Source organism: Pedobacter sp. WC2501 (assembly GCF_052682415.1).
In genome coordinates this window covers 4,358,447-4,379,468 of sequence record NZ_JBQZFI010000001.1, presented here as the reverse complement: position 1 = coordinate 4,379,468, position 21,022 = coordinate 4,358,447, and the positions used below count along the sequence as shown (strand labels likewise).

General features: G+C 35.8%; 22 protein-coding genes. 16 read left to right on the top strand and 6 right to left on the bottom strand.

The genetic code is table 11. The features are described from left to right. Positions 1-127 precede the first annotated feature (127 nt). The 3 genes from ACUN24_RS18490 to ACUN24_RS18480 are packed head-to-tail and all read left to right on the top strand — an operon-like array spanning position 128 to position 1,504. Positions 128-496, top strand: coding sequence for a SpoIIAA family protein (locus ACUN24_RS18490; protein WP_445563839.1), 369 nt, complete (start codon positions 128-130; stop codon positions 494-496). 22 nt (positions 497-518) lie between these two features. Next, positions 519-671 carry a hypothetical protein gene (locus ACUN24_RS18485; RefSeq protein ID WP_445563838.1) on the top strand — a complete coding sequence of 51 codons (153 nt, stop codon included), beginning with the start codon at positions 519-521 and terminating at the stop codon, positions 669-671. Positions 672-697: 26 nt separating this feature from the next. Then, positions 698-1,504: a mechanosensitive ion channel family protein gene (locus tag ACUN24_RS18480; protein WP_445563837.1), complete on the top strand. Its 807-nt coding sequence runs from the start codon at positions 698-700 to the stop codon at positions 1,502-1,504. A 4-nt stretch (positions 1,505-1,508) separates the two neighbouring features. Here ACUN24_RS18480 and ACUN24_RS18475 read toward each other — a convergent pair whose 3' ends face one another. Then, complete coding sequence (locus tag ACUN24_RS18475; RefSeq protein ID WP_445563836.1) at positions 1,509-1,877, bottom strand: response regulator transcription factor; 369 nt, start codon at positions 1,875-1,877, stop codon at positions 1,509-1,511. A 143-nt stretch (positions 1,878-2,020) separates the two neighbouring features. Between ACUN24_RS18475 and ACUN24_RS18470 the strand changes: the two genes are divergently transcribed. The 4 genes from ACUN24_RS18470 (at position 2,021) to ACUN24_RS18455 (ending at position 5,673) form a co-directional block, all read left to right on the top strand. Further along, the gene (locus ACUN24_RS18470) at positions 2,021-4,234 is read left to right on the top strand and encodes an ATP-binding protein (protein WP_445563835.1); all 2,214 of its coding nucleotides are present in this window, start codon (positions 2,021-2,023) and stop codon (positions 4,232-4,234) included. Continuing rightward, a complete protein-coding gene (locus ACUN24_RS18465) occupies positions 4,235-4,654 on the top strand; it encodes a response regulator (protein ID WP_121287866.1) in 420 nt (139 codons plus the stop codon). A gap of 72 nt (positions 4,655-4,726) precedes the next feature. Then, positions 4,727-5,311, top strand: a complete 585-nt coding sequence (locus ACUN24_RS18460; RefSeq protein WP_445563834.1) for a biliverdin-producing heme oxygenase — start codon at positions 4,727-4,729, stop codon at positions 5,309-5,311. A gap of 182 nt (positions 5,312-5,493) precedes the next feature. Further along, positions 5,494-5,673, top strand: coding sequence for a hypothetical protein (locus tag ACUN24_RS18455; protein WP_010602585.1), 180 nt, complete (start codon positions 5,494-5,496; stop codon positions 5,671-5,673). Between the two features lie 361 nt (positions 5,674-6,034). On the opposite strand, the gene ACUN24_RS18450 is transcribed toward ACUN24_RS18455, so the two are convergent. After that, positions 6,035-7,105: an HmuY family protein gene (locus ACUN24_RS18450; protein WP_445563833.1), complete on the bottom strand. Its 1,071-nt coding sequence runs from the start codon at positions 7,103-7,105 to the stop codon at positions 6,035-6,037. Positions 7,106-7,130: 25 nt separating this feature from the next. Continuing rightward, positions 7,131-9,203, bottom strand: coding sequence for a TonB-dependent receptor plug domain-containing protein (locus tag ACUN24_RS18445; protein WP_445563832.1), 2,073 nt, complete (start codon positions 9,201-9,203; stop codon positions 7,131-7,133). 102 nt (positions 9,204-9,305) lie between these two features. On the opposite strand from ACUN24_RS18445, the gene ACUN24_RS18440 reads away from it, so the two are divergent. Next, positions 9,306-10,241, top strand: coding sequence for a helix-turn-helix transcriptional regulator (locus ACUN24_RS18440; protein WP_445563831.1), 936 nt, complete (start codon positions 9,306-9,308; stop codon positions 10,239-10,241). 21 nt (positions 10,242-10,262) lie between these two features. On the opposite strand, the gene ACUN24_RS18435 is transcribed toward ACUN24_RS18440, so the two are convergent. After that, on the bottom strand, positions 10,263-11,279 hold the full coding sequence (locus ACUN24_RS18435; RefSeq protein ID WP_445563830.1) for a LacI family DNA-binding transcriptional regulator: 1,017 nt from the start codon (positions 11,277-11,279) through the stop codon (positions 10,263-10,265). A gap of 299 nt (positions 11,280-11,578) precedes the next feature. Between ACUN24_RS18435 and ACUN24_RS18430 the strand changes: the two genes are divergently transcribed. From ACUN24_RS18430 to ACUN24_RS18395, 8 genes are all read left to right on the top strand, one after another. Continuing rightward, complete coding sequence (locus ACUN24_RS18430) at positions 11,579-12,673, top strand: MBL fold metallo-hydrolase (protein WP_445563829.1); 1,095 nt, start codon at positions 11,579-11,581, stop codon at positions 12,671-12,673. A gap of 51 nt (positions 12,674-12,724) precedes the next feature. Then, positions 12,725-13,087, top strand: coding sequence for a hypothetical protein (locus tag ACUN24_RS18425; protein ID WP_445563828.1), 363 nt, complete (start codon positions 12,725-12,727; stop codon positions 13,085-13,087). Positions 13,088-13,141: 54 nt separating this feature from the next. Further along, a complete protein-coding gene (locus tag ACUN24_RS18420; protein ID WP_445563827.1) occupies positions 13,142-13,924 on the top strand; it encodes a hypothetical protein in 783 nt (260 codons plus the stop codon). Further along, a complete protein-coding gene (gene miaA, locus ACUN24_RS18415) occupies positions 13,924-14,853 on the top strand; it encodes a tRNA (adenosine(37)-N6)-dimethylallyltransferase MiaA (protein WP_445563826.1) in 930 nt (309 codons plus the stop codon). The genes ACUN24_RS18420 and miaA overlap by 1 nt, the downstream gene beginning before the upstream one ends. A gap of 117 nt (positions 14,854-14,970) precedes the next feature. Then, on the top strand, positions 14,971-15,492 hold the full coding sequence (locus tag ACUN24_RS18410) for a hypothetical protein (RefSeq protein ID WP_445563825.1): 522 nt from the start codon (positions 14,971-14,973) through the stop codon (positions 15,490-15,492). A 153-nt stretch (positions 15,493-15,645) separates the two neighbouring features. Continuing rightward, positions 15,646-16,197, top strand: coding sequence for a hypothetical protein (locus ACUN24_RS18405; protein WP_445563824.1), 552 nt, complete (start codon positions 15,646-15,648; stop codon positions 16,195-16,197). Between the two features lie 96 nt (positions 16,198-16,293). Beyond that, positions 16,294-16,824 (top strand): DUF3347 domain-containing protein, encoded by a 531-nt coding sequence (locus ACUN24_RS18400; protein ID WP_445563823.1) that lies wholly within the window; start codon positions 16,294-16,296, stop codon positions 16,822-16,824. A 132-nt stretch (positions 16,825-16,956) separates the two neighbouring features. Further along, complete coding sequence (locus ACUN24_RS18395; protein WP_025144812.1) at positions 16,957-18,246, top strand: citrate synthase; 1,290 nt, start codon at positions 16,957-16,959, stop codon at positions 18,244-18,246. Positions 18,247-18,448: 202 nt separating this feature from the next. Here ACUN24_RS18395 and ACUN24_RS18390 read toward each other — a convergent pair whose 3' ends face one another. Next, positions 18,449-19,570 (bottom strand): DUF3667 domain-containing protein, encoded by a 1,122-nt coding sequence (locus ACUN24_RS18390; RefSeq protein ID WP_445563822.1) that lies wholly within the window; start codon positions 19,568-19,570, stop codon positions 18,449-18,451. 14 nt (positions 19,571-19,584) lie between these two features. Then, a complete protein-coding gene (locus ACUN24_RS18385) occupies positions 19,585-20,964 on the bottom strand; it encodes a nucleoside permease (protein ID WP_445563821.1) in 1,380 nt (459 codons plus the stop codon). Positions 20,965-21,022 lie beyond the last annotated feature (58 nt).

Below are 21,022 nucleotides of genomic sequence, written 5' to 3'. Positions count from 1 at the left end.
TATTTATAAATATTGTTTCTATAACAGTATCAGCAAGATAGTGTTTGGGTTACGACACAACTTTCAGAATTTATTTAAATAGCAAACATCTTGGTGAATTATGGTGTTCTTAAATAAACGAAATTTTATGCTAACAGAAATAACAGGATTACCAGATCATATTTTTGGTGTAAGAGCTACCGGAGAAGTGACAAGCGACGATGTAAAGAGCGTTTTATTAACCGGCTTGAAAAGAACGGCTGAACGATTTAATGAAATCAGGTATTTGCTTGTGTTAGAAACCGATGTGAAAAATTTCACAGCTGGTGCGTGGGTAGAGGATGTTAAAGCTGGCCTGCAGAATTTTGTCAAATGGAAAAAAATTGCTGTAGTAAGTGCCGAAAAAGGAGTGGAGTGGTTTACTGATATTTTTACAGTAGTTACACCAGGTAAATCTAAAGGTTTTAAACCAGAAGAGATAGAAGAAGCCAAAGCTTGGCTCAACGCCGAAGAATAATTTAATTATAAAAGAACAGAAAATGAAAAATGCTAAAACAGCGGCAGAAAGTAGCAAGGCTACTGCACCGGAAAATGTAAAAGCTAAAGGAGCTGATGACAAAGTAACATCAGCCAAAGATGCAAAGAAAGTAAGTGTTTCAAAAGACACTCCCGTTAAACATAAAAAACCGTAATATTTTTAGAGAAGAATCTTTAGTTTATGAAGACTGATGCCAATAATATCAATAGTTTTTATGATAAAGCCTACGATTGGATAATTGATAAAGGACCATCTGTAATTTTAGGTTTGCTAATCCTTTTTTTAGGATTGTGGCTAATTAAGTTATTAGGAAAATGGATGCAGGGCGGCATGCATCGAAAAGATGTAAATCCATCATTGCGCCCTTTTTTAACCAGCTTAATGCTGATTACCTTAAGAATTTTATTAGTACTTACGGTAATGCAGATTATTGGCATTCAGCTTACTTTTTTAACCGTGCTTATTGGTGGTATCGGTGTTGCGGCAGGCTTAGCATTATCAGGTACCCTGCAAAATTTTGCCAGCGGAGTATTGATTTTACTATTAAAACCTTTTGTTGTAGGTGATAATATTATTGCACAAGGCCAGGAAGGAACAGTAACCTCAATCCAGATATTTTACACCATAGTTAAAACCTTTGACAATAGAACAGTAGTTATTCCAAATAGTAAATTATCGAATGAAGTGATTATCAATATTAGCAGGGAAGGGATTAGAAGATTGGATATTGAAATTAAATTTAGTTATGGAATCGATTATGAAAAAGTTGTTTCTATTTTCAATAAAACTGTTGATGAATTTAGTTCTTGTTTAAAAACACCAGAACGAAGAATAGGCGTGTCTGCTTTAGAAGATAGTGGTTATAGGGCAAATATAAATATATGGGTCAATGCGCACGGATTTACAGATACTAAACTCTCTTTTCTGGAAGTTTTAATGAAAAACCTAAAACTTGGGGGAATAAAATTGCCGGGTATGCCTGAATAATAGCCTATTTTCTCAGTAAAGCATAAATCTTATCCATCAATTCGTCAATGTTAAAAGGCTTGGCCATAAAATCATCTGCTTCTATGCCATCTAATGTGTAGTTGCTAGCGTTATAACGGGCAGAAATCATTAATACAGGAATATGACTTGTAGCCTCAGTCTCTTTCAATTCTTTTAAAAGTACCCTTCCATCAACATCAGGGAGCATAATATCCATAATTATTACATCTGGATTAAATTCATGAACATGATTAATAAAGTTAGCACCTTTGTTTAGCCCATCAACATTAAAAGCTTCGCTTTCTAAAATAAGCGTTATAACATCAAGGATTGCATGGTTATCTTCAATAACCAAAATATTTTTCTTTGCCAAAGTTTGAATGATTTTTTTAAATTGAAACAAATATATAATAAAAAACAAATCTCAAATCCGAATTTATCAAATTATAGACATTCTAAAATATACGCTTTATATTTGTTAATTCGTAAGATTAAATATGCTGCAAAAAAATACATATGACTAAATTTTCTGTAGACCTAACCAATTGTGATAAAGAGCCTATTCACATACCAGGCAAAATTCAATCACATGGTTTCCTCGTGGCTGTTGATAAGAACAGTTCAACCATTACCTATTTGAGTGAAAATACAGGAGATTTCTTAAAAGAACCAGCCAGGAACTTATTAAATAAACCACTGTCTGAGATAAATCATTTTATTAAACAACAAGATTCTGCGTTTAACATTGAAGACTTGCTTAAACTGGGTATTATCCGTAAAAGTTTTGATGCCATTAGTCCACACCCTATTGAGATTAACGGACTTCCATTTTACCTCATTATTTCTTCGTCAAAAAACGACTGGTTATTAGAATTTGAACCCGTTACGCTGCAGTTCGACATTCAAAGTTCAATTGGCCGTTCTGCTTCATCTATGCTCCAGGGTAAAAATATTTCGGCCTTATTAAAGGGAGCAGCCAAAGAAGTAAAAAGATTGATCAATTACGACCGTATTATGGTCTACAAGTTTTTAGAGGATGGACATGGAGAAGTTGTTGCAGAAGAAAAAGAAGAAATGTTAGAGTCCTTTTTTGGCTTACATTATCCCGCATCAGATATTCCGAAACAAGCACGAGAACTATATAAACTGAATTTAACCAGACTAATTGCTGACGTAAATGTAGCCGATTCACCCATTATTACTTTCAAAGAAAACGAAGCACTTGATTTAACAAACGGAGGTTTACGAGCGGTATCACCTATACACATTCAATATTTAAAAAATATGGGTGTTCACTCCAGTTTTAGCATATCCCTGATTTCTCATGGTGAGCTTTGGGGTTTAATTGCCTGCCACAATTATAGTCCAAAGTTTATAGATTATAAGGCAAGAGAAGGTGCGAAGTTAATTGGACAAATTCTTTCCTCAGCATTGGAATACCGCCAGGAAGAAGAAGATGCAAAAATTATCGAGCAGTTTAAAAGTACGGCGAATATCCTGTCTGAGCATTTAACACGCGATAAATATTTAATTGAGGCTATAACCACTCATAAACGTACTATTTTAGATGCGACCAAAGCATCCGGAGTTGCTGTTATTTTTGAAAATGAACTCAAAACCATTGGAAATGTACCATTAGAAGAAGATATAAGGGAACTTGCTGAATGGTTGAAAACGACCAACGATGAGTCGATATATTATACCCATCGGTTGTCTGAAATCTATTCTCCGGCTAAAAAATATAAGTCAATCGCCTCTGGCATTCTTTCTTGTTTAATAAATAAAGAACTGGGCGAAATGATTATTTGGTTTAAACGCGAAATGATTACCGATGTAAATTGGGCTGGAAATCCGGATAAATCCGTAGTTGAATCAGAAAATGGTTTAATGAGCCTGTCTCCGCGCAAATCTTTCGAAATCTGGTCGGAGGTAGTTAATAATACCTCTGAAAAATGGATGGCTGAAGAAGTTGCCTCTGTGTTGAGGATACGCGAAATTATCATTGCAGATATCAATAAAAAGGCGAATGAAATTAGATCACTTAATGAGAAGCTGCAGGCCGCTTATGAAGAACTGGATACGTTTAGCTATACCATATCTCATGATCTGAGAACTCCGCTTACCTCGATTAAAACCTATACAGAGCTAATGCTTAAAAACAAGAGTATAGATGAGGGAGGTAAAAAAATGTTAAGCAGGATTTTGGTTGGCGCTGATAAAATGAACTTATTGATTAAGGAGATTTTAAATTTAGCGAGAGTTGGCCGTTCTGAAATTCATTTTGAAACTGTTAACATGGAATCTTTGCTTAAAGACATCAAAACCGAGGTATGGTCGGCCTATAAAGCAGATCATTCAGTGTTAATTTTAGGACAACTTCCTAACATCAAAGGAGATAAAACCATGATTACGCAGGTTTTTACAAATCTGATTGGAAATGCTGTAAAGTACTCTGCTATGGTTGAGCAACCCCAAATTGAAGTTTCTGCGTATGTAGACGGAGGGGAGATTATCTATTCGGTTAAAGACAATGGTATAGGAATTGATAATCGTTATTATGACAGGGTTTTTGAGCTTTTTAAACGTATGGATAATGTGAAGGAGATTGAAGGATCAGGAGTGGGACTGGCTATCGTAAAAAGGGTTGTAGAAAAACATCATGGCAGAGTTTGGTTTGAGAGTAAGTTAAATGTAGGATCGACCTTTTTTGTAGCTTTTAAAAACAGATAAATGAAAACACCAGATATATTTTATGTTGAGGATGATATAGATTATGCTTTTTTTATGCAAAGTGCTGTACAGGAAGTTAAGGATACACTGAATTTAACGATAGTTGAAGATGGGGTAGAAGCATTGAAAAAACTTCAGGGTTTTGCAGAAAATAAAACTAAACCCAAATTAATTTTGCTCGATTTGAATTTACCAGGCTTATCCGGTTTGGATTTACTAAAATTTATCAGGGATATTCCCTACCTTAAATCCATACCCGTAATCTTGTTTTCAACATCCGATAATCCCGACGATGTTAAGGCCTCAATCGAATTTGGCGCGAATGCATACCTTACCAAACCTGACGGTTACGAAAACTTAGTTAAATGTGTACATTCCGTACACGACTTTTGGTTTAACCAACATTTAAAATTAAATTAAAATTGAATAAAAAATATGGATAGATTCGGGCTAATGCCCGAATCTTTTTTATTTAGTAATAAACTCCCAAATATGATTTCCAATTTATTGAGAACCGAAACTGCACAAAATCATAAAAGATTAGAATCCTTGATGTTCGTTAATGAGATTATGAACAATACCTTAAGTACCGATCAGTATAAAAAGTTGTTAACTATTAATTATATCATTCACCAGAAATTAGAAAATACACTCGCAAATAGTTTAGACTCAACCATTGCTGGGCAATTGGGTATGAAGGACCGCTTAAAGCTAGGTGCTTTAGAGCAAGACTTAAATTACTGGAATATAAACAGTTTAACCTTGCCAGAGTTAAATTTTGAATTATTTGTTCCAGAAAAAAATACGGCAGAAGTTTTAGGTGCATTATATGTACTGGAAGGGGCAACATTGGGCGGTAACGTAATTAAAAGGCATCTTTTAGCCAATCCAAATTTTAAAAACCACGAAGAGGGTCTGAATTATTATGGTGTTTACGGTGAGGAACTTAGCACAAAATGGAAAATATTTCTTTCTATAATCAATCAGCATGTTGCTGAAGCAGATTATGAACGCTGTGTAAATAGTGCCAACTTTACCTTCAATAACCTGATTAAGCTCTCTGAGCAAATTGCATAAGGGATAATATTTTATCATCGAATTGTGAAAAATGGGGCTGCAATAAGTGTAAGGGCATTTTTTTCATTGTGAAAATGTGCAAAACTTATTTCAAATAAATATTTGCTTTCTGTTGTTAATTCAAGGTAAATATGTATTATTGAAAAAATAAATTTTTTAAACCTTAAAAACATCAATTAGCGATGGAAAAATTCTCAAAAGTTAAAGCTGCTGTTGCTGCTATTGAAGCAGATGTAGAAAAATTTTATAATGCTGGCAACGCAGCTGCTGGTACTCGTGTGCGTAAAGCAATGCAAGATCTTAAAGTTTTAGCACAAGAAATCCGTGCAGAAGTAACTGACAAGAAAAACTCTGGAAAATAATATTTCGCGAGTATGAAACAAAAAGGGTTCTGGTATGCCAGGCCCCTTTTTGCGTTTATAGCATTCGTTAGACTTACGAAGTTTAACCGTATATGCGTGTCAAACTTCGTAAGTCTGCAGCTTCGCACATCGTCTTCCTTAACTTGTTTTAGGATTCTAACTAGCTAACGCTAAATACAAATACTAACTTTTCCGCTCTATGCAGCTGTGTATCTATCTTGAGCCAGACTTACGAGATTAACAGGCAGTATGCATATCAAACCTCGTAAGTCTACGGCCTAGCCCAAAAAGATAAAGCTCTCCATCGCGGAGAGCTTGTATCCAACTAACAAAACATATTTTTATTAAGCCTTAGCTTATATTATCCTTTTTTAACCAATTTATATTCGATAACCGGTTTACCACGTGTACCAGCATCACCTGCACCCATTGAAACAAATTTCAATTTGTATACATTACCAACTCCGTCTTTAATTACATAAAAAATATCCGTTTTAACACCGGTAGCTGGTTGCGTGCTTCTCCAATCTGATCCAATGGCATCGCGATTGCTTTTAAAAGTTACACCGCTGATATTGGCTTCCTTAAAATCTGCATAACTAATGGTACTTGTCGTAACTACACCTGCAGTTACACCATTTAGGTAATTCAAGAAAATCAGGTCAGAAAAGTTGTATGGAACCAGAACACCTGAAAAAGTAGTCTGGTAAACAGAGTAAGTCCATTCCAAATCCCAATTTGCTTTTTCTGGCTGTGCGTTAACAATAGCTCCATTTGAAAGTGATACGAACTTAAAGTTAAAGTTTGCATCTTTTGAAATATCAACTGTTGTAAAATTTGTAGTTTCTTTGATTTTACCATATTGTAAAGTATAACCACCTGATGAATTTCTGGTTACCTTAAGCTTGATCCAAGATCTTGCTGCAATACCACCACCAGTACCACGATTTAAAATAATAATTTTGTTATCAGCGGCTGTAGCAGACACTGCAGGAATTACCGTGCTTGAAAGACTACCGTTTATAGCGTCAAAATAAGCAAAATCAGTATTCGCAGGGCCAGCCTGACTAACTGCCAATGTTAAGCCCAAAGTATCAGCCTCACCTACAGTGGCAAGACTTGCATTTGTGGTAGTAATTACTTTTGCGCCTGCGCCAGTTGTATTGTTAAGAATAACCCTAAAATCAGATCCACTATAAAAACCTAAATCCCACGATGATCTAGCTACGGAAGTTTGTTTATCAGTACTAAAATCTACATAAACACTATTTCCTGCGGCGCTTCCAGCTTCAGCACCAATTAATCCGTTAAGTGTTAACGTACTTCCATCAGAAGGCGGAGCAACAAAAATGGGTTCGTCGGTATCTTTTTTACAAGCCGTAAATGTTATAGCCAAAAAGGCCACAATGATCATTGAGTTAAGTTTATTCATCTTGTTTTAATTATGTTATTTATTGTTAAAGTTTATTCCAGTTATAAATTAGTCCAAGTACATACGATCGACCATAACTATATGGAACATCACCACCTGTGCTATGCGCTCCGCCGGTAGCGGTTGAAGTGTTACTCAATTGTGTAACATCAAAAAGGTTTTTTATACCGGCATTAATGGTTAGGGATTTAAAAAGATTTTTGTTCAGCATTAAATCTGCGGTATGGAAATCACTGATTTTCGTTAGTCTTACCGAGCTGGGATCGTTTTCTATAGTAAGTTTATAGTTTGGTAAGCTCCCTGTATATTTATAAAAGAGGCTGATACTCCCATTTATTTTCGGAAGCGTATAAGTAATATTCGAGTTTACTTCCGTAGCCCATGCAAATTCAGGAGTCTCCAGGTCTGGGTTGCTCACCCTTAAATCATTGTATCGGCCGATATATGATACACCCAGTGTAGCCTGAATATTTTTGTAAATCAAGGTGTTATCCAATGTACCACCAGTTGTTTTATATTTTTCTACGTTAAATAGTGAGGTTATAGAGTTGTCTGTAGGAGACTGGGCAAAATTAATCCTGTTTTTAAACAAATTGTAGAAACCTGATAGCGTAGAACGGAACTGCAAATCTTTGTCATGTACGCCGGCCCAGGCCAATGAGCCATTAAAGCTGTTCGATTCTTCGGCTTTTAAATTGGGGTTACCTAAAATATTATGACTCGCATCTACAAAATCGTAATATAATTCCCTCAAAGCTGGAGAACGGAAACCTTTAGCGTAAGCCAATCGAAGATCTAAGTCTTTGGTTAAAGTAAACTTGGCATTTAATGAAGGAATTATAGGAGGGGCATCATAAATGGAATTTTTAATAAACCTCAGTCCTGGTCTTAAACTTATTCCATTAGCAAGTTTAATCTCGGCAGAAATAAACGCTGCATAATCATTAATGATCGGCGATCCACTAATTCTCTGTCCACTAGCGGCGTCTCTATTGTATTCGATTCCGGGCTGAAATACAATTGATTTATTCAATACGTAAATTGCAGTGGCCCTAAAAATAGTTGAGTTGAATTTTGCGATATCTTGTTCACCCTTATCTACGCTTAATCGTTCTGTGTTGTTTGTGAAATTATGGATAACGGTATGGGTTGATCGTTGCAAATCGGTGTAACCTCCTATGGCGGTGACCTGTAATTTATCATTTACCCTCCATTCAGACTGCAATTGTTGTGTATAACGTTTGGTGGTATAGGTAGATAGCTTCCCTTCGAAGCTTGATGGATTTATTCCGAAACGCGAATCTATATCCTCATTTAGCCCATCTAAACGATACCATATATTAAAATTTTGATTTCTATAACCGATTTTAGTATTCCCAAGCCATTGCTCCTTAGGCTTCCATTGATTTTTATAACTATTAAATTCTTCTAAAAATGCTGTTTTCGGAGCCATATTCCAGCCACCGAAATCGTTATGTGATGCACCAAGCAAAACACTCCAGCCTTTTTGCTGCCAGCTAATACTTAGATTCTGATTATGCTGACCCGCACCATGAAGCAGGTTATATTCTTTTCCAGCTGTCTCTTCCTGTACACGCGCATGAACACTCAGCAATTGCTTACCAGGATTTTTCGTTATAATATTGATTACGCCAGCCAAGGCATCGGTACCATATACAACAGACATTGGACCCTCTACAATTTCTATTCTTTCAATGGTATTAACGTCTATCTGATTTAAACTTTCGCGGGCATCCGAACGGTCTACCATCGGTACACCATCCAGTAAAATTTTGATATTTCTACCGGTCATCCCCATTAAAGAAACGTCGGTTGTACCTAAGGTTAGGTCATTACTAAAACGAAAGCCAAGTTCGGTATTTAAAATCTGCTGTACATTGGTTGCTGCCCTTAACTTAATCCTTTCTGCACTTATGGTTTTTACATTGTAAACTGAATTTTTCAAAGTTTGCGGCCCGTATTGCCCCGTAATCACTACCTCTCTTAAATCATTTGCCTTTACTGTATCCGTTTTAATTTCTTGAGCAGCAGTAACAAATCCATAAAGTAATAAGGCAATTGATAAATATATCTTCATTTATTTAGACTAATTATAAATAATTATGCAAATTTGTAGATATTCATTAAAAACAGATAACGTCAAACGGATAATTAATACCGCTAAACGGATTAAATAAATATGAAAGTTAAACTCTCAACCGATCCAGAAGGAAAAATTATTTATGAACATACCTACCCAGATAATTTTGATGGAGCTAAAGATGTAGAGGAGATTGTAACGGAATTAAAAACAGATGATTTCAACTTTCACATCATCCAAAAATGGTTTAGCGGGATTCATATTTCTATTTTCGAAATTGGTCCGCAGCGGGAAGAAAGTTTTTGCTTTGAATCTTCCCAACAGCATATTGGTTTTCTATTTTGCCTGAGCGGCACGATTAATTATTGCCATAACCGGTACCAACATAATTTTTTATCTCTTGCTAAAAATGAGCAGGACTTTAATATAGCCCTGATTAATTCGATTAAATTTAATGTGGTAGGAAAAACCAGATGCCTTTATATACAGCTCACACAAGAGTATTTCTGCCAGTTAACAGGTGCAGAACTTGCTAATGATCTCAAAAAGAACATCCAGAAATCCATTAGCCCGGAAATTGGTTTAATACTGCAGCAAATTATTTATCCCAGGCACGAAGGTAGGGTAAAACGCCTGTATCTGGAGGCCAGGATATTTGAATTGATTATAGCTTATTTTAATCAAAAACCAAAGAAACAGACAGGAGTAATGAAAAAGGATGATGTAGAAAAAATTCTATTGGCCAAAAAATTGGTGGAGTACGATTTACAAAATCCAAATTCGTTAATGGAATTGTCGCGTAAGGTTGGTATTAATGATTTTAAGCTTAAAAGAGGCTTTAAGGAACTAACCGGATATACTGTTTTTGGCTATCTTTATAAGATCAGGATGGAAAAAGCTTATTATTTTTTATCGAATGAAAAGAAAGCTGTAAATGAAGTTTCTTTTCTTGTAGGTTATAAAAATGCACAACACTTTATCACAGCCTTTAAAAAACAGTATAATGTTTTGCCAGGAAGTTTAAACAAAAGCTAGTCATTCAGTACAAACATTTGTTTATTCTTTTACGTCGTTTATAATGAGATCAGACTCTATTATGGTATTGTAGTAGGCTTGGTTTTCAGAGTTAGGACTATGAATAAGATCTAACAAGATATTGGCGGCTTTTTGTCCCTGCAAATATGGATATTGCTCTACTGATGCTACAGGTGAATTATCTAAGTAGCTGATAATAGGCAAATTTGAATAACTCACTATATCAAAATCATTAATTACATTTAACTTTTTAAAGTATCTGATCAGAAACAGCGCCACATAATCATTAAAAACAACGATAGCCGTCGGTTTTCTTTTGTGGTTTAAAAACTGTTCGGCAGCGTCTATTGTACCTTGCTCGGTTAAATCGCAGTTTATTACTAAGGATGGATCGAATTTTAAGCGGTTAAAAGTAATTGCCTGCACATAGCCATCCTTGCGCTCCTCACTCGCATATAAGGTATTTGGGCCATTAATCATTCCAATACTTCTGTGTCCCTTTTTCAAAAGATAATTTACAGCTTTTACTGTCGCACTTTCCAGACTACATGCAACATAGTGCACGTTTTTTAATGGCGGTATCCGATCAAAAAACACCACTGGTATATTAAATGAATTAAGTTTTTCGAAATGATCAAACTTAGACGTTTCTTTACTGATGGAAACCAATAATCCATCAACCCGTTGATTTTTCATTTTTTCAACGAGCTTTACTTCCTGCTCATAATAATCGTGCGATTGAGCAAAAATTACGGTATAATTTTTCTTAATGGCCTCATCTTCAATTGCAGAAATAGCGATGGAGAAAAAATGTTCTGATAACTCGGGTAAAATTACGCCAATTGTATATGTTTTCCCTTTTTGAAAAAGAATTGCTGCATTATTGGGCTCATAGTTTAACGACTTCGCCAGCTGCTTAATTTTCTCTTTGGTAACTGCCCCGATGCTCGGATGATCATGTAATCCCCTGGAAACGCTGGATGGAGAAATGTTTAAGATTCTGGCTATTTCTTTGATGGTTGTTGGTTTCGACTGCATTCTGAGTGCTAAACTACATTAAATTTCTTCGATGTGTAATAATACAAATTAATCAAACGTTTGCGATGTCTTTTTCTCATTCTTTCCTCTATTATAAATATCAATCTTTTTCAATTATAAATTAAGGTTTGTTATAATCGGGTTTTGCTTATTCTAGTTGCTTTTAAGTGTTTCAACAATGCCGTAGCCAGTGGAGGAATTGCTGTTTAAAATCCTTAACAGTAATCCATACGTCAAATATCCATGGCATGTTATTTTTATAAAAGCATATTCATAATTTGCCTGAATTAACAAATAACATGATAACCTTATATATTGTATTCGTTCTCTTTATTGCATTTTTATTCATTATAAATCTTCCGGTTTTTGGGCGTTTGCCAAAGGGATTGCGTTTGGAAAAAATCCGCCATTTGGCTAATTATCGTGATGGTGCCTTGCAAAACGAGTCGTTAACGCCCATGCAACCTGAAGGAGTTAGTTTTTTTAAGGTTTTGAGCGCATTCCTTTTCGAAAAACACCCGAATAAGGCTCCGGATAAAGCGCTTCCATATATTTTACCCGACTTAAACGGCACTCCTAAAAGCGATGCGCCCGAAATTATCTGGTTTGGGCATTCTTCTTACCTGATTAAAATAGCTGGCTTGAGAATTCTGGTTGATCCTATATTTAGCAAAACTCCTTCTCCATTTTCATTTATCGGGAGCAAGGCCTTTTTGGGCACCGACGTAATAAAAGCAGAGGAATTTAAAAATATCGATATCCTGATCATCACACACGATCATTATGATCACCTCGATTATGATAGTATTTTAAAAATTGCACCGCAAGTTAAAAGTATTGTTACTTCGCTGGGAGTAGGTTCACATCTGGAACGATGGGGGATTAAAAAGGAAAACATACATGAACTAAGCTGGAACGAATCAATAACATTATTTAACAACTTACAATTAACAGCTGTTCCGGCGAGACATTTTACCGGGAGAAAGTTTAAAAGAAATCAAACGCTTTGGTCGGCCTTTGTAATGAAAACTGCAAACTGCCAACTATTTTTAGGTGGCGATTCTGGATATGATACACATTTCGCCAAAATAGGTGAGGAGTTTGGCCCCTTTGATTTAGCCTTGCTCGAGTGTGGTCAATACAATGCCTATTGGCCGTACATCCACATGTTTCCCGAACAAACGGTGCAGGCTGCAATCGATTTAAAAGCAAAAGTTTTAATGCCAGTGCATTGGGGTAAGTTTAGCTTAGCCATGCATCCCTGGAACGAACCTATTAAAAGAGTTGTTTTAGCGGCTGCAGCGAAACAGCTTCCTTTAGTGACTCCAAAATTGGGTGAAACTGTAGTGTTGGGTGCTTATTTACCTACCGGGCGCTGGTGGCTCGAAGAATAAAAATTAAACAATAAGCACTTTATGGTGTTTAATTTCTAAAACAATTGCATTATGAAAACTGATCTTGTAGAAATTTTTCAAACCATTAGGGCAGGTGTACAGCCATACGCTACCCGCGGATATACGGTCCACGAAAATTCGGAAAACGGGTATGATCTCTACAGTGAAAAAAACATTGAATTAGACGGCGAAAAAGTGACCGAACGTTTTTTTACAGGTGTTTATATTAACGGTGATGTTGTAGAAGTTAAAATCAATACAGATGAATTTTCTACAGAAAATCATGATTTACATGATTTTGGTGATCATAAAGCGGGTTTTAAAATTTCAACCCTTGATGATGCCAAATTAAAAGAAGTAGAAATTTTAGTGGAGATTATCCATACGAACTTTAAAGAAAAAGAATGGATTTAACAATCTGATGGTTAAATTTGCAGCAGATAATTTTTCTGAATAACTTTCTGCTGATTGAATAATTTAATTACCGAGGATAACTGGCACCAGCAATTTTGTTTAGCACTTGCTCATCACAAAATTGGGTGCTTTTTTTATTTAGAAGATGGATTTCATTTATTACGGATTGATGATCAACTCATCATCAACCTCGTCAGTTTAAATAATAAGTTCAATTCGCAGGCGCTCATTAAGCTTCAAGAAAGATATCATCAGGAAGGCATTAAAATCATACACTTATGGGAAGACCTTTGGATATCAAAACCAGACCAGGTTTTAGCGAGAATAAAATCCCTGATTGGTGAAAACGTCCGCATTCATGGCAGGAAAACCAAAGTATGCAAAATTACTAAACCCGTTGCTGATTCTTTTTTAACAGAAAACCATTTACAGGGATCAGTAAGTAGCCGTTATAAAATTGGTTTATTTGAAAAAGATGAACTTGTGGCTGTTGCTACCTTTTCTGCACTGCGCAAAATGAACCATACTGAAAATTATAAATCTGCAGAGCTGATCAGGTTTGCCGTTAAAGCGGGTTATTCCATTACTGGAGGATTAAGTAAACTGATTTCTTTTTTCGCTGCAACCTATGAACCTAATGACCTGATGACTTACGCAGATCGAGACTGGTCGGCGGGGGAGGCTTATCTCAAATTGGGTTTCAAGCAAACCGCGGTTTTGGAACCTCAGACTTACGGATTAGATGAAAATCTAAATCGTCAGCTTAAAAAAGACCAGGAGGTTTTTACACGGGAAGTGTTTAATACAGGAAGTTTAAAGTTTATTCTCCAGTTTTAATGGATCAGTATAACCTCATCATTATTTTAGGCGCAACTGCCTCTGGTAAAACCAAGTTGGCCGTAAGCATAGCAGATGCTTTAAATGGAGAAATTATTAGTGCCGATAGCCGTCAGATTTTTAAACGGATGGACATTGGTACGGGGAAAGATTTGCAAGAATATCATATTAACGGAAAAAAAATTCCTCATCATTTAATTGATATTTTAAACCCTGGAGAACGTTATCATGTAGACGCTTTTAAAAACGATTTCTATCAGGCCTTTGAATCTATAATAAAAAAAAACAAAATCCCCATCCTTTGTGGCGGAACGGGAATGTATATCCATAGCCTTCTGCAAAATCAAACATTTACTGCTGTTCCGGTAAATCAACAGTTAAGAGATCAACTAGATTTATTATCGAAAGAGGAATTGATTTTAAAATTGCAAAATGAAAAGAGCCATGACAGCGATCATGTTGACCTATCCTCTAAAAAGAGATTGATCCGCGCATTAGAAATAGCAGATTATTTAAAATATCACACATTGGAAGTTGTAGAGCGGCCAGAAGTTAAACCCATTATTTTTGGGCTGAAGAATGAAGTGGAAGTGACCAGAGCTAAAATTTTAACAAGACTTAACAAAAGATTTAAAGCAGGCTTGGTTGAAGAGGTAGCACAATTGCTTAAAGAAGGCATTAGCAAAGAAATATTGGTTTTCTACGGACTGGAATATAAATACATTGTGAATTATCTGGATGGATTATTCACTTTTGAAGAATTAAAGCGGAGACTTGGTACTGCCATTTGCCAATATGCAAAACGACAAAATACCTTTTTCAGGAAAATGGAAAAGGACAATGTGGAAATCACCTGGCTGGACGCATCTGCATCAACAAATCTGTTAAAACAGTTGGTAATTGAAAAAGTTTCAAATGGTGAAAATTAACTTTTATTGGTCATCTTAGCGTTGGATTACGGCCTAAATAGTATAAAAAAAGCCCTTTTGGCACAGCCTTTGTATTTGTTCAAGCATATTAGTTTAACTAAAAAACAATATCTTAAAATGAAAACAATTACTAAAATCATTGCTACTTCAGCAGCTGTTGTGGCTTTATTCTTTACTACAAATGCTAATGCGCAATCTTCTCAAAAATTAGGAATAGGTATTTTCGGTGGTGTACCAACAAGCGGCGACGCATATAGTGTGGCGCTTGGTGCAGATTTACGTTATCAATTTGATATTGATAAACAATTATCAATCCCTGTAACTACTGGTTATACCCGCTTTTTAGGTAAGGAAATTGGTAATAGTGGTATAAATGTTCCTGATTTTGGCTACATCCCTGTAAAAGCTGGTGTTAAATATTTCTTTAATGAATCTGGTTCTGGCATTTATGGTTTAGCAGAATTGGGTGCTGGTTTTGGTACAAACGAAGGTAGTGGTACATCATTTGTGTATTCACCAGCTGTTGGTTATGCATGGAGTAACGGTTTAGACTTAGGCCTTAAATATGAAGGCTTAGCAAGAGATGGTCGCAGCGATGGTTATGTTGGCCTACGTTTAGCTTACGGATTTAACTTATAATCATCCCGCTAAATAATATAGGAAAGCCCCGACTTTGGTTGGGGCTTTTTTATTTCATAACATTCTGAAAAAAATGAAAATTTGAAAATCCACCATAGCTGTTTTAACGTATATAAGTTAAATCCTTAATTAATAACTTAAAATATTTTTAAAATGAAAACAGCTACTAAACTTTTTGCAACGACTTTAACGGCCCTAGCAATTTTAACCACCTCTAATTTAAAAGCGCAAACTATGGGTTCCACCGAGCCAATGACATCAGGAAGCGGTATGGCTTTTAAAATAGGTGTAGGTGTAAATGCCGGATTATTTCCAGACAAATCTGAAATGGATTATGGTTATGGTGCAGATGTAAAACTTCAGTATGATTTAAGCCCTTATGTAGCCGTTACAGCTTCTGGAGGTTATACCCGTTTAAAATGGAAAGGTAGCCCGCTAAAATTCGAATTTATTCCTGTAATGGGCGGTGTTAGGGTATTCCCAATCGAAAGGATGTACCTGGCTACAGAACTTGGTTCGGGACTGGCCATCAAAGGTGGTGCTAACATGAACTTTATTTATACCGGTGGTTTAGGTTACGAATGGAAAAACGGCCTTGATCTTGGTGTAAAATATGAAGGTTATGTGAACAACAGCGCTTCCGATCTTTACTTCATGAAAACAGGACAATTTAACCTTAGGTTGGCCTATAATTTTAAATTATAATTCAAACATCATATAATTTTGGAGTCCCGATGAAAGTCGGGACTTTTTTATTTATTTACCATTTAAATTGCTATTTTGAGCCGAAAACCAAATACCATGAAAAGAATATTCGGAATAGCAATACTTACCATTCTAATGGCCTGCAACCAGGCAGAAAAAAAATCTACAGAAACTAAAGATTCAACAAAAACGGATTCAGCATCGGTTAAAAATGAGGTTTCCATAAAAGACAAGCAGAAATCTGAAATCTTTAACCAATATGTAGATTTAAAAAATGCACTGGTAAAATCAGATTCTGCCAGCGCACAAAAATCTGCAGCAAAGTTACAAACGAGTTTGGCTGCCTATAAAGGTTGCGAGCCTACTGCAGCTGTTGCAGGCAAAATCGCGTCAAGCAAGAATCTCGTTTCGCAAAGAAAAGATTTCACGGTTTTAAGTGCTGATTTAATCGCTTTACTTAAAAATGCAGAAATAGAAAAAGGCACGATATATGTCCAGCATTGCCCTATGGCGAATAAAGGAGACGGAGGTGATTGGTTATCAACTGAAAAGGAAATTAGAAACCCTTATTATGGTAACGAAATGTTAGAATGTGGTAGAGTTGCCGAAGAGATTAAATCAAAATAGGTGCTAAAACTGGTTTAATTAAGCATGATTGTTACGTCATTTTGACCAATTATTCATATTAATTTAACAGATTTGTTATGCATGTATATTAATTTTATATAATTTAGAAAGCTATAAACATAATACAATAATATGTCAGATATTGCAGAGATAAAAGTTGATGGTAAGACAATAGAATTGCCAGTAATTACAGGAACAGAAGATGAAAAGGCCATTGATATTTCGAAATTAAGAGATCTAACGGGCTTCGTAACTTTAGATACTGGTTTTAAAAATACTGGTTCTACAAAGAGTAAAATCACTTTTTTAGATGGTGAAAAAGGCATTTTAAAATATAGGGGATATTCTATTGAAGAGCTTGCCGCAAAGTCGAGTTTTTTAGAAGTGATTTATCTGATTATTTACGGAGATCTTCCAACACAAAAACAACTGGAAGATTTACAGGCTGATATCAGCAAGCACACCCTGATCCATGAGGATATGAAGAAATTCTTCGATGGTTATCCATCAAGATCTCATCCAATGGGTCAATTGGGTTCGTTAATCTTCTCATTATCTACATTCTATCCTGAATGTTTGAAACCAAATCAAACTGCAGAAGAACAAGATTTAACCATTATCAAACTTTTGGCTAAATTTCCAACCATTGTTTCTTTTGTTTATAAAAAATCTTTAGGTCATCCGCTTATTTATCCAAAAAATAAATACGATTATGTAACCAATTTTCTTTGGATGACATTTGGGCAACGTACTGAAGATTACGACGTGAATCCGATTGTTGTGAATGCCATGAATAAATTGCTGATTCTGCATGCAGATCACGAGCAAAATTGTTCAGCATCAACTGTTCGTATAGTAGGTTCGTCTGATTGTAATTTATACGCTTCAATCGCTGCTGGTATTGCTGCACTTTGGGGTCCGCTGCATGGTGGTGCTAACCAGGCTGTGATCGATATGTTAGAACTGATTAAAGCTGATGGTGGTGATACAGAGAAGTGGATTGCAAAAGCGAAAGACAAAAATGATCCGTTCCGTATGATGGGCTTTGGTCACCGTGTTTATAAAAACTTCGATCCAAGAGCTAAAATCATTAAAAAAGCCTGTGATGATATCTTAGAGAACTTAGGTATTGATGATCCGATTTTAGAAATTGCTAAAAAACTGGAAGAAGCAGCTTTAACTGATCAATACTTCATCGACCGTAAGTTATATCCGAATGTAGATTTCTATTCAGGTATTATTTACCGCGCATTAGGTTTTCCATCTGAAATGTTTACCGTTTTATTTGCCTTAGGCCGTTTACCAGGATGGATTGCACAATGGAAAGAAATGCACGAAAACAAGGAACCAATAGGTCGTCCACGTCAGATTTACGTTGGCGAAACTGACAGGGAATTTGTTGAGCTTAAAGACAGAAAATAATTCTATAAAACCCCATAAAAAAACCACTTGAGTATCTCAAGTGGTTTTTTTATGGAGATAGATTTTTTATCCACTAACCGTCATCTCGAGCGAAGTGCAACGTAGTCGAGAGATCTGCAGAGATAGATCTCTCCATTCCACTGCGTTCCAGTCGAGATGACGGCATTTTTTTAACGAAGCGTGGTCGAAATGACAACGTAATTTAAGTAGCCACGTAATAAATCAGGTTGATCATTACCAGTTCGGATATTTTAAGCGCAACGGCATAAAGAATTAAAATCCAAAGTATTTTAAAAATGGTGCTCCAGGTTTTTCGCTGATAAAAGATGGTAAGTGCCTGAAACATATACCATAATATATATATTATAACACCCAATTCAATAATTTTACTAATCCAGGCATCTTCCCCAAAAACATGTTTAATAATTGGTTGGGTAACAATGGAGATGATAAAGTAAACCATCATCCCATGGATGGTAAAAATGAGATGGTTTAGATAATAGATATGGTTTTTCCTGAAATTGAGCATAATAAACCAGGCCAGTAAAGGCATCAGCAAAAAGTACTGTTTTGGGCGGTTATGCTCTAAAGTTTCCTGGATCACTTCCGATTTCTCTCCGATGGTAATTGCCCTTTTTTTAATCAATTTTTTATACCAACTGTCCTGTTCTGCAACGGGCAGCTTTTTCTGACGCGATAAGTAGGCAGCATAAGTACTATCGTTTCGCTCAATATGAATCTCATTATATCCTTCGATCATATCAGCAAGAGAATCAGACTTTAGTTTAGCATTTTCTGCATTAAGTCTATTCAATTCTTTCTCCTGATCAGCAAAACCAAGTTTTACAAATTCTTTCTTCTTGATTGCTTCGTTAATCGATCTTGTAGCTTTGTTTGCAATTTCTTTAGATATACCTGTAAGCTTTAGTGCCTTATTTACACTGTCAGTAACATTTTTATCCTTTTTCTTTTCAATCTCAATATGTCCATTATCGGGGTGCTTTTCAACGTGTTTTGGTGAATAGACCACCAAAAAATATACGATGGATACGAAGATATACATGCTTACCGGATTAATGTACCGAGCTCTTTTACCTGCCAAATAATCGAGCGTAACCTTTCCTGGTTTTGTTAAAAGAGGAGAGAGGGTTTGAAAGAATTTATTGTCGAAATGAAAGTAATGTGCAATACTGTGGCTGATAAAAGCCCAGAAACTTTCTTTTAATTCTAAATTTGGCTGACCGCAATCACTGCAATAATGTTTTTCAACATGAGCGCCACAGTTTAGGCAGTTGTGTTCTTTTCTATACTTACCAGCTGACATTGGATAAATTGAAATTATAAATGGTTAATGGCTTCTACTTCTGCCCGGGTATGTTTGTGTTTAAATATCACCACAAAAACGACAGCAATAACAAGTACGTAAATGGTAAAAGTTAACCAGATGTTATGCCAGTCCTTTACATCAAGGTCTCTGCTCAGATCTCCGTTAGGCAATACATCAATTCCTTTATTTTTAAGAAATTTAAGCAAGTGTACATTGTCTTGCTCACTTTTAACATATTTCGAGAGCGAACCAATGGTATGGTAGTAAGTGGTAAAGAAGCGGCTAATCATCCAACCTGAAACCAAACTGCCAAAGACGGCGCCAAAGCCATTAGTCATCATCATAAATAAACCCTGTGCAGAAGAACGGATTTTTGGAGCAGTTGATGTTTCTACAAACAGTGATCCTGATATGTTAAAGAAATCGAATGCCATTCCGTAAACGATACATGAAGTAATGATCATCCAGAGGTTGATTGACGGATCGCCATAGGCAAATAAACCAAAACGCAGTACCCAGGCAAACATGGCAATTGCAATTACCCATTTAATACCAAATCTTTTCAAAAAGAAAGGGATGGCCAGGATAAACAGTGTTTCAGATATTTGAGAGATCGATAAAATGATGGTAGAATATTTAATTACAAATGACTCTGCAAAAACGGGAAATAATTTAAATTCATCAAGAAAAACATCACCATAAGCATTTGTAAGTTGCAATGCTGCTCCTAAAAACATAGAGAAGATAAAAAACAATGCCATTTTGTAATCGGTAAAAAGCTTAAAAGATTCGAGCCCGAGTTTCTGTGTAAATGTCTTTTTATCGCTGATTAAGTTTAAAGGTTTACAAGCAGGTAACGTAAAAGAGTATACACCCAACAATAAGGCACTTATACCTGCAATATAGAATTGGTTGGCACTTGCCTTGTTACCCGTTAAATTGGTAATCCACATGGCAGCAATAAAACCAATGGTACCCCAAACCCTGATGGGTGGAAAGTCTTTTATTACATCGAAATTTCCATTTTTTAAGGTGGTGTAACTTATCGAATTGCTCAGCGCTATGGTTGGCATGTAAAAACACATGGCTACCAATATTACCCAAAAAAAAGTATGCGGATCATTCACCTGCGGCAGGTAAAACATGGTTGCTGCATAAAGAAGATGCAAAATCGCATAAAGTTTTTCTGCGTTAATCCATTTATCGGCTAAAATTCCGGTTAGGGTAGGCATAAACAGCGAGGCGATGCCCATAGTAGAAAAAATGATTCCAAAATCTGCGCCGTCCCATTGTTTGGTTCCAAACCAATAATTTGCAATTGTAATTAACCAGGCAGCCCATACAAAGAATTGCATGAAACTCATTATAGTTAAGCGAAACTTAACATTCATAATAATAATTTAGTTTGAATGATTGAAAGTAAAAGCTGAATATAGAACTATTTTGAAT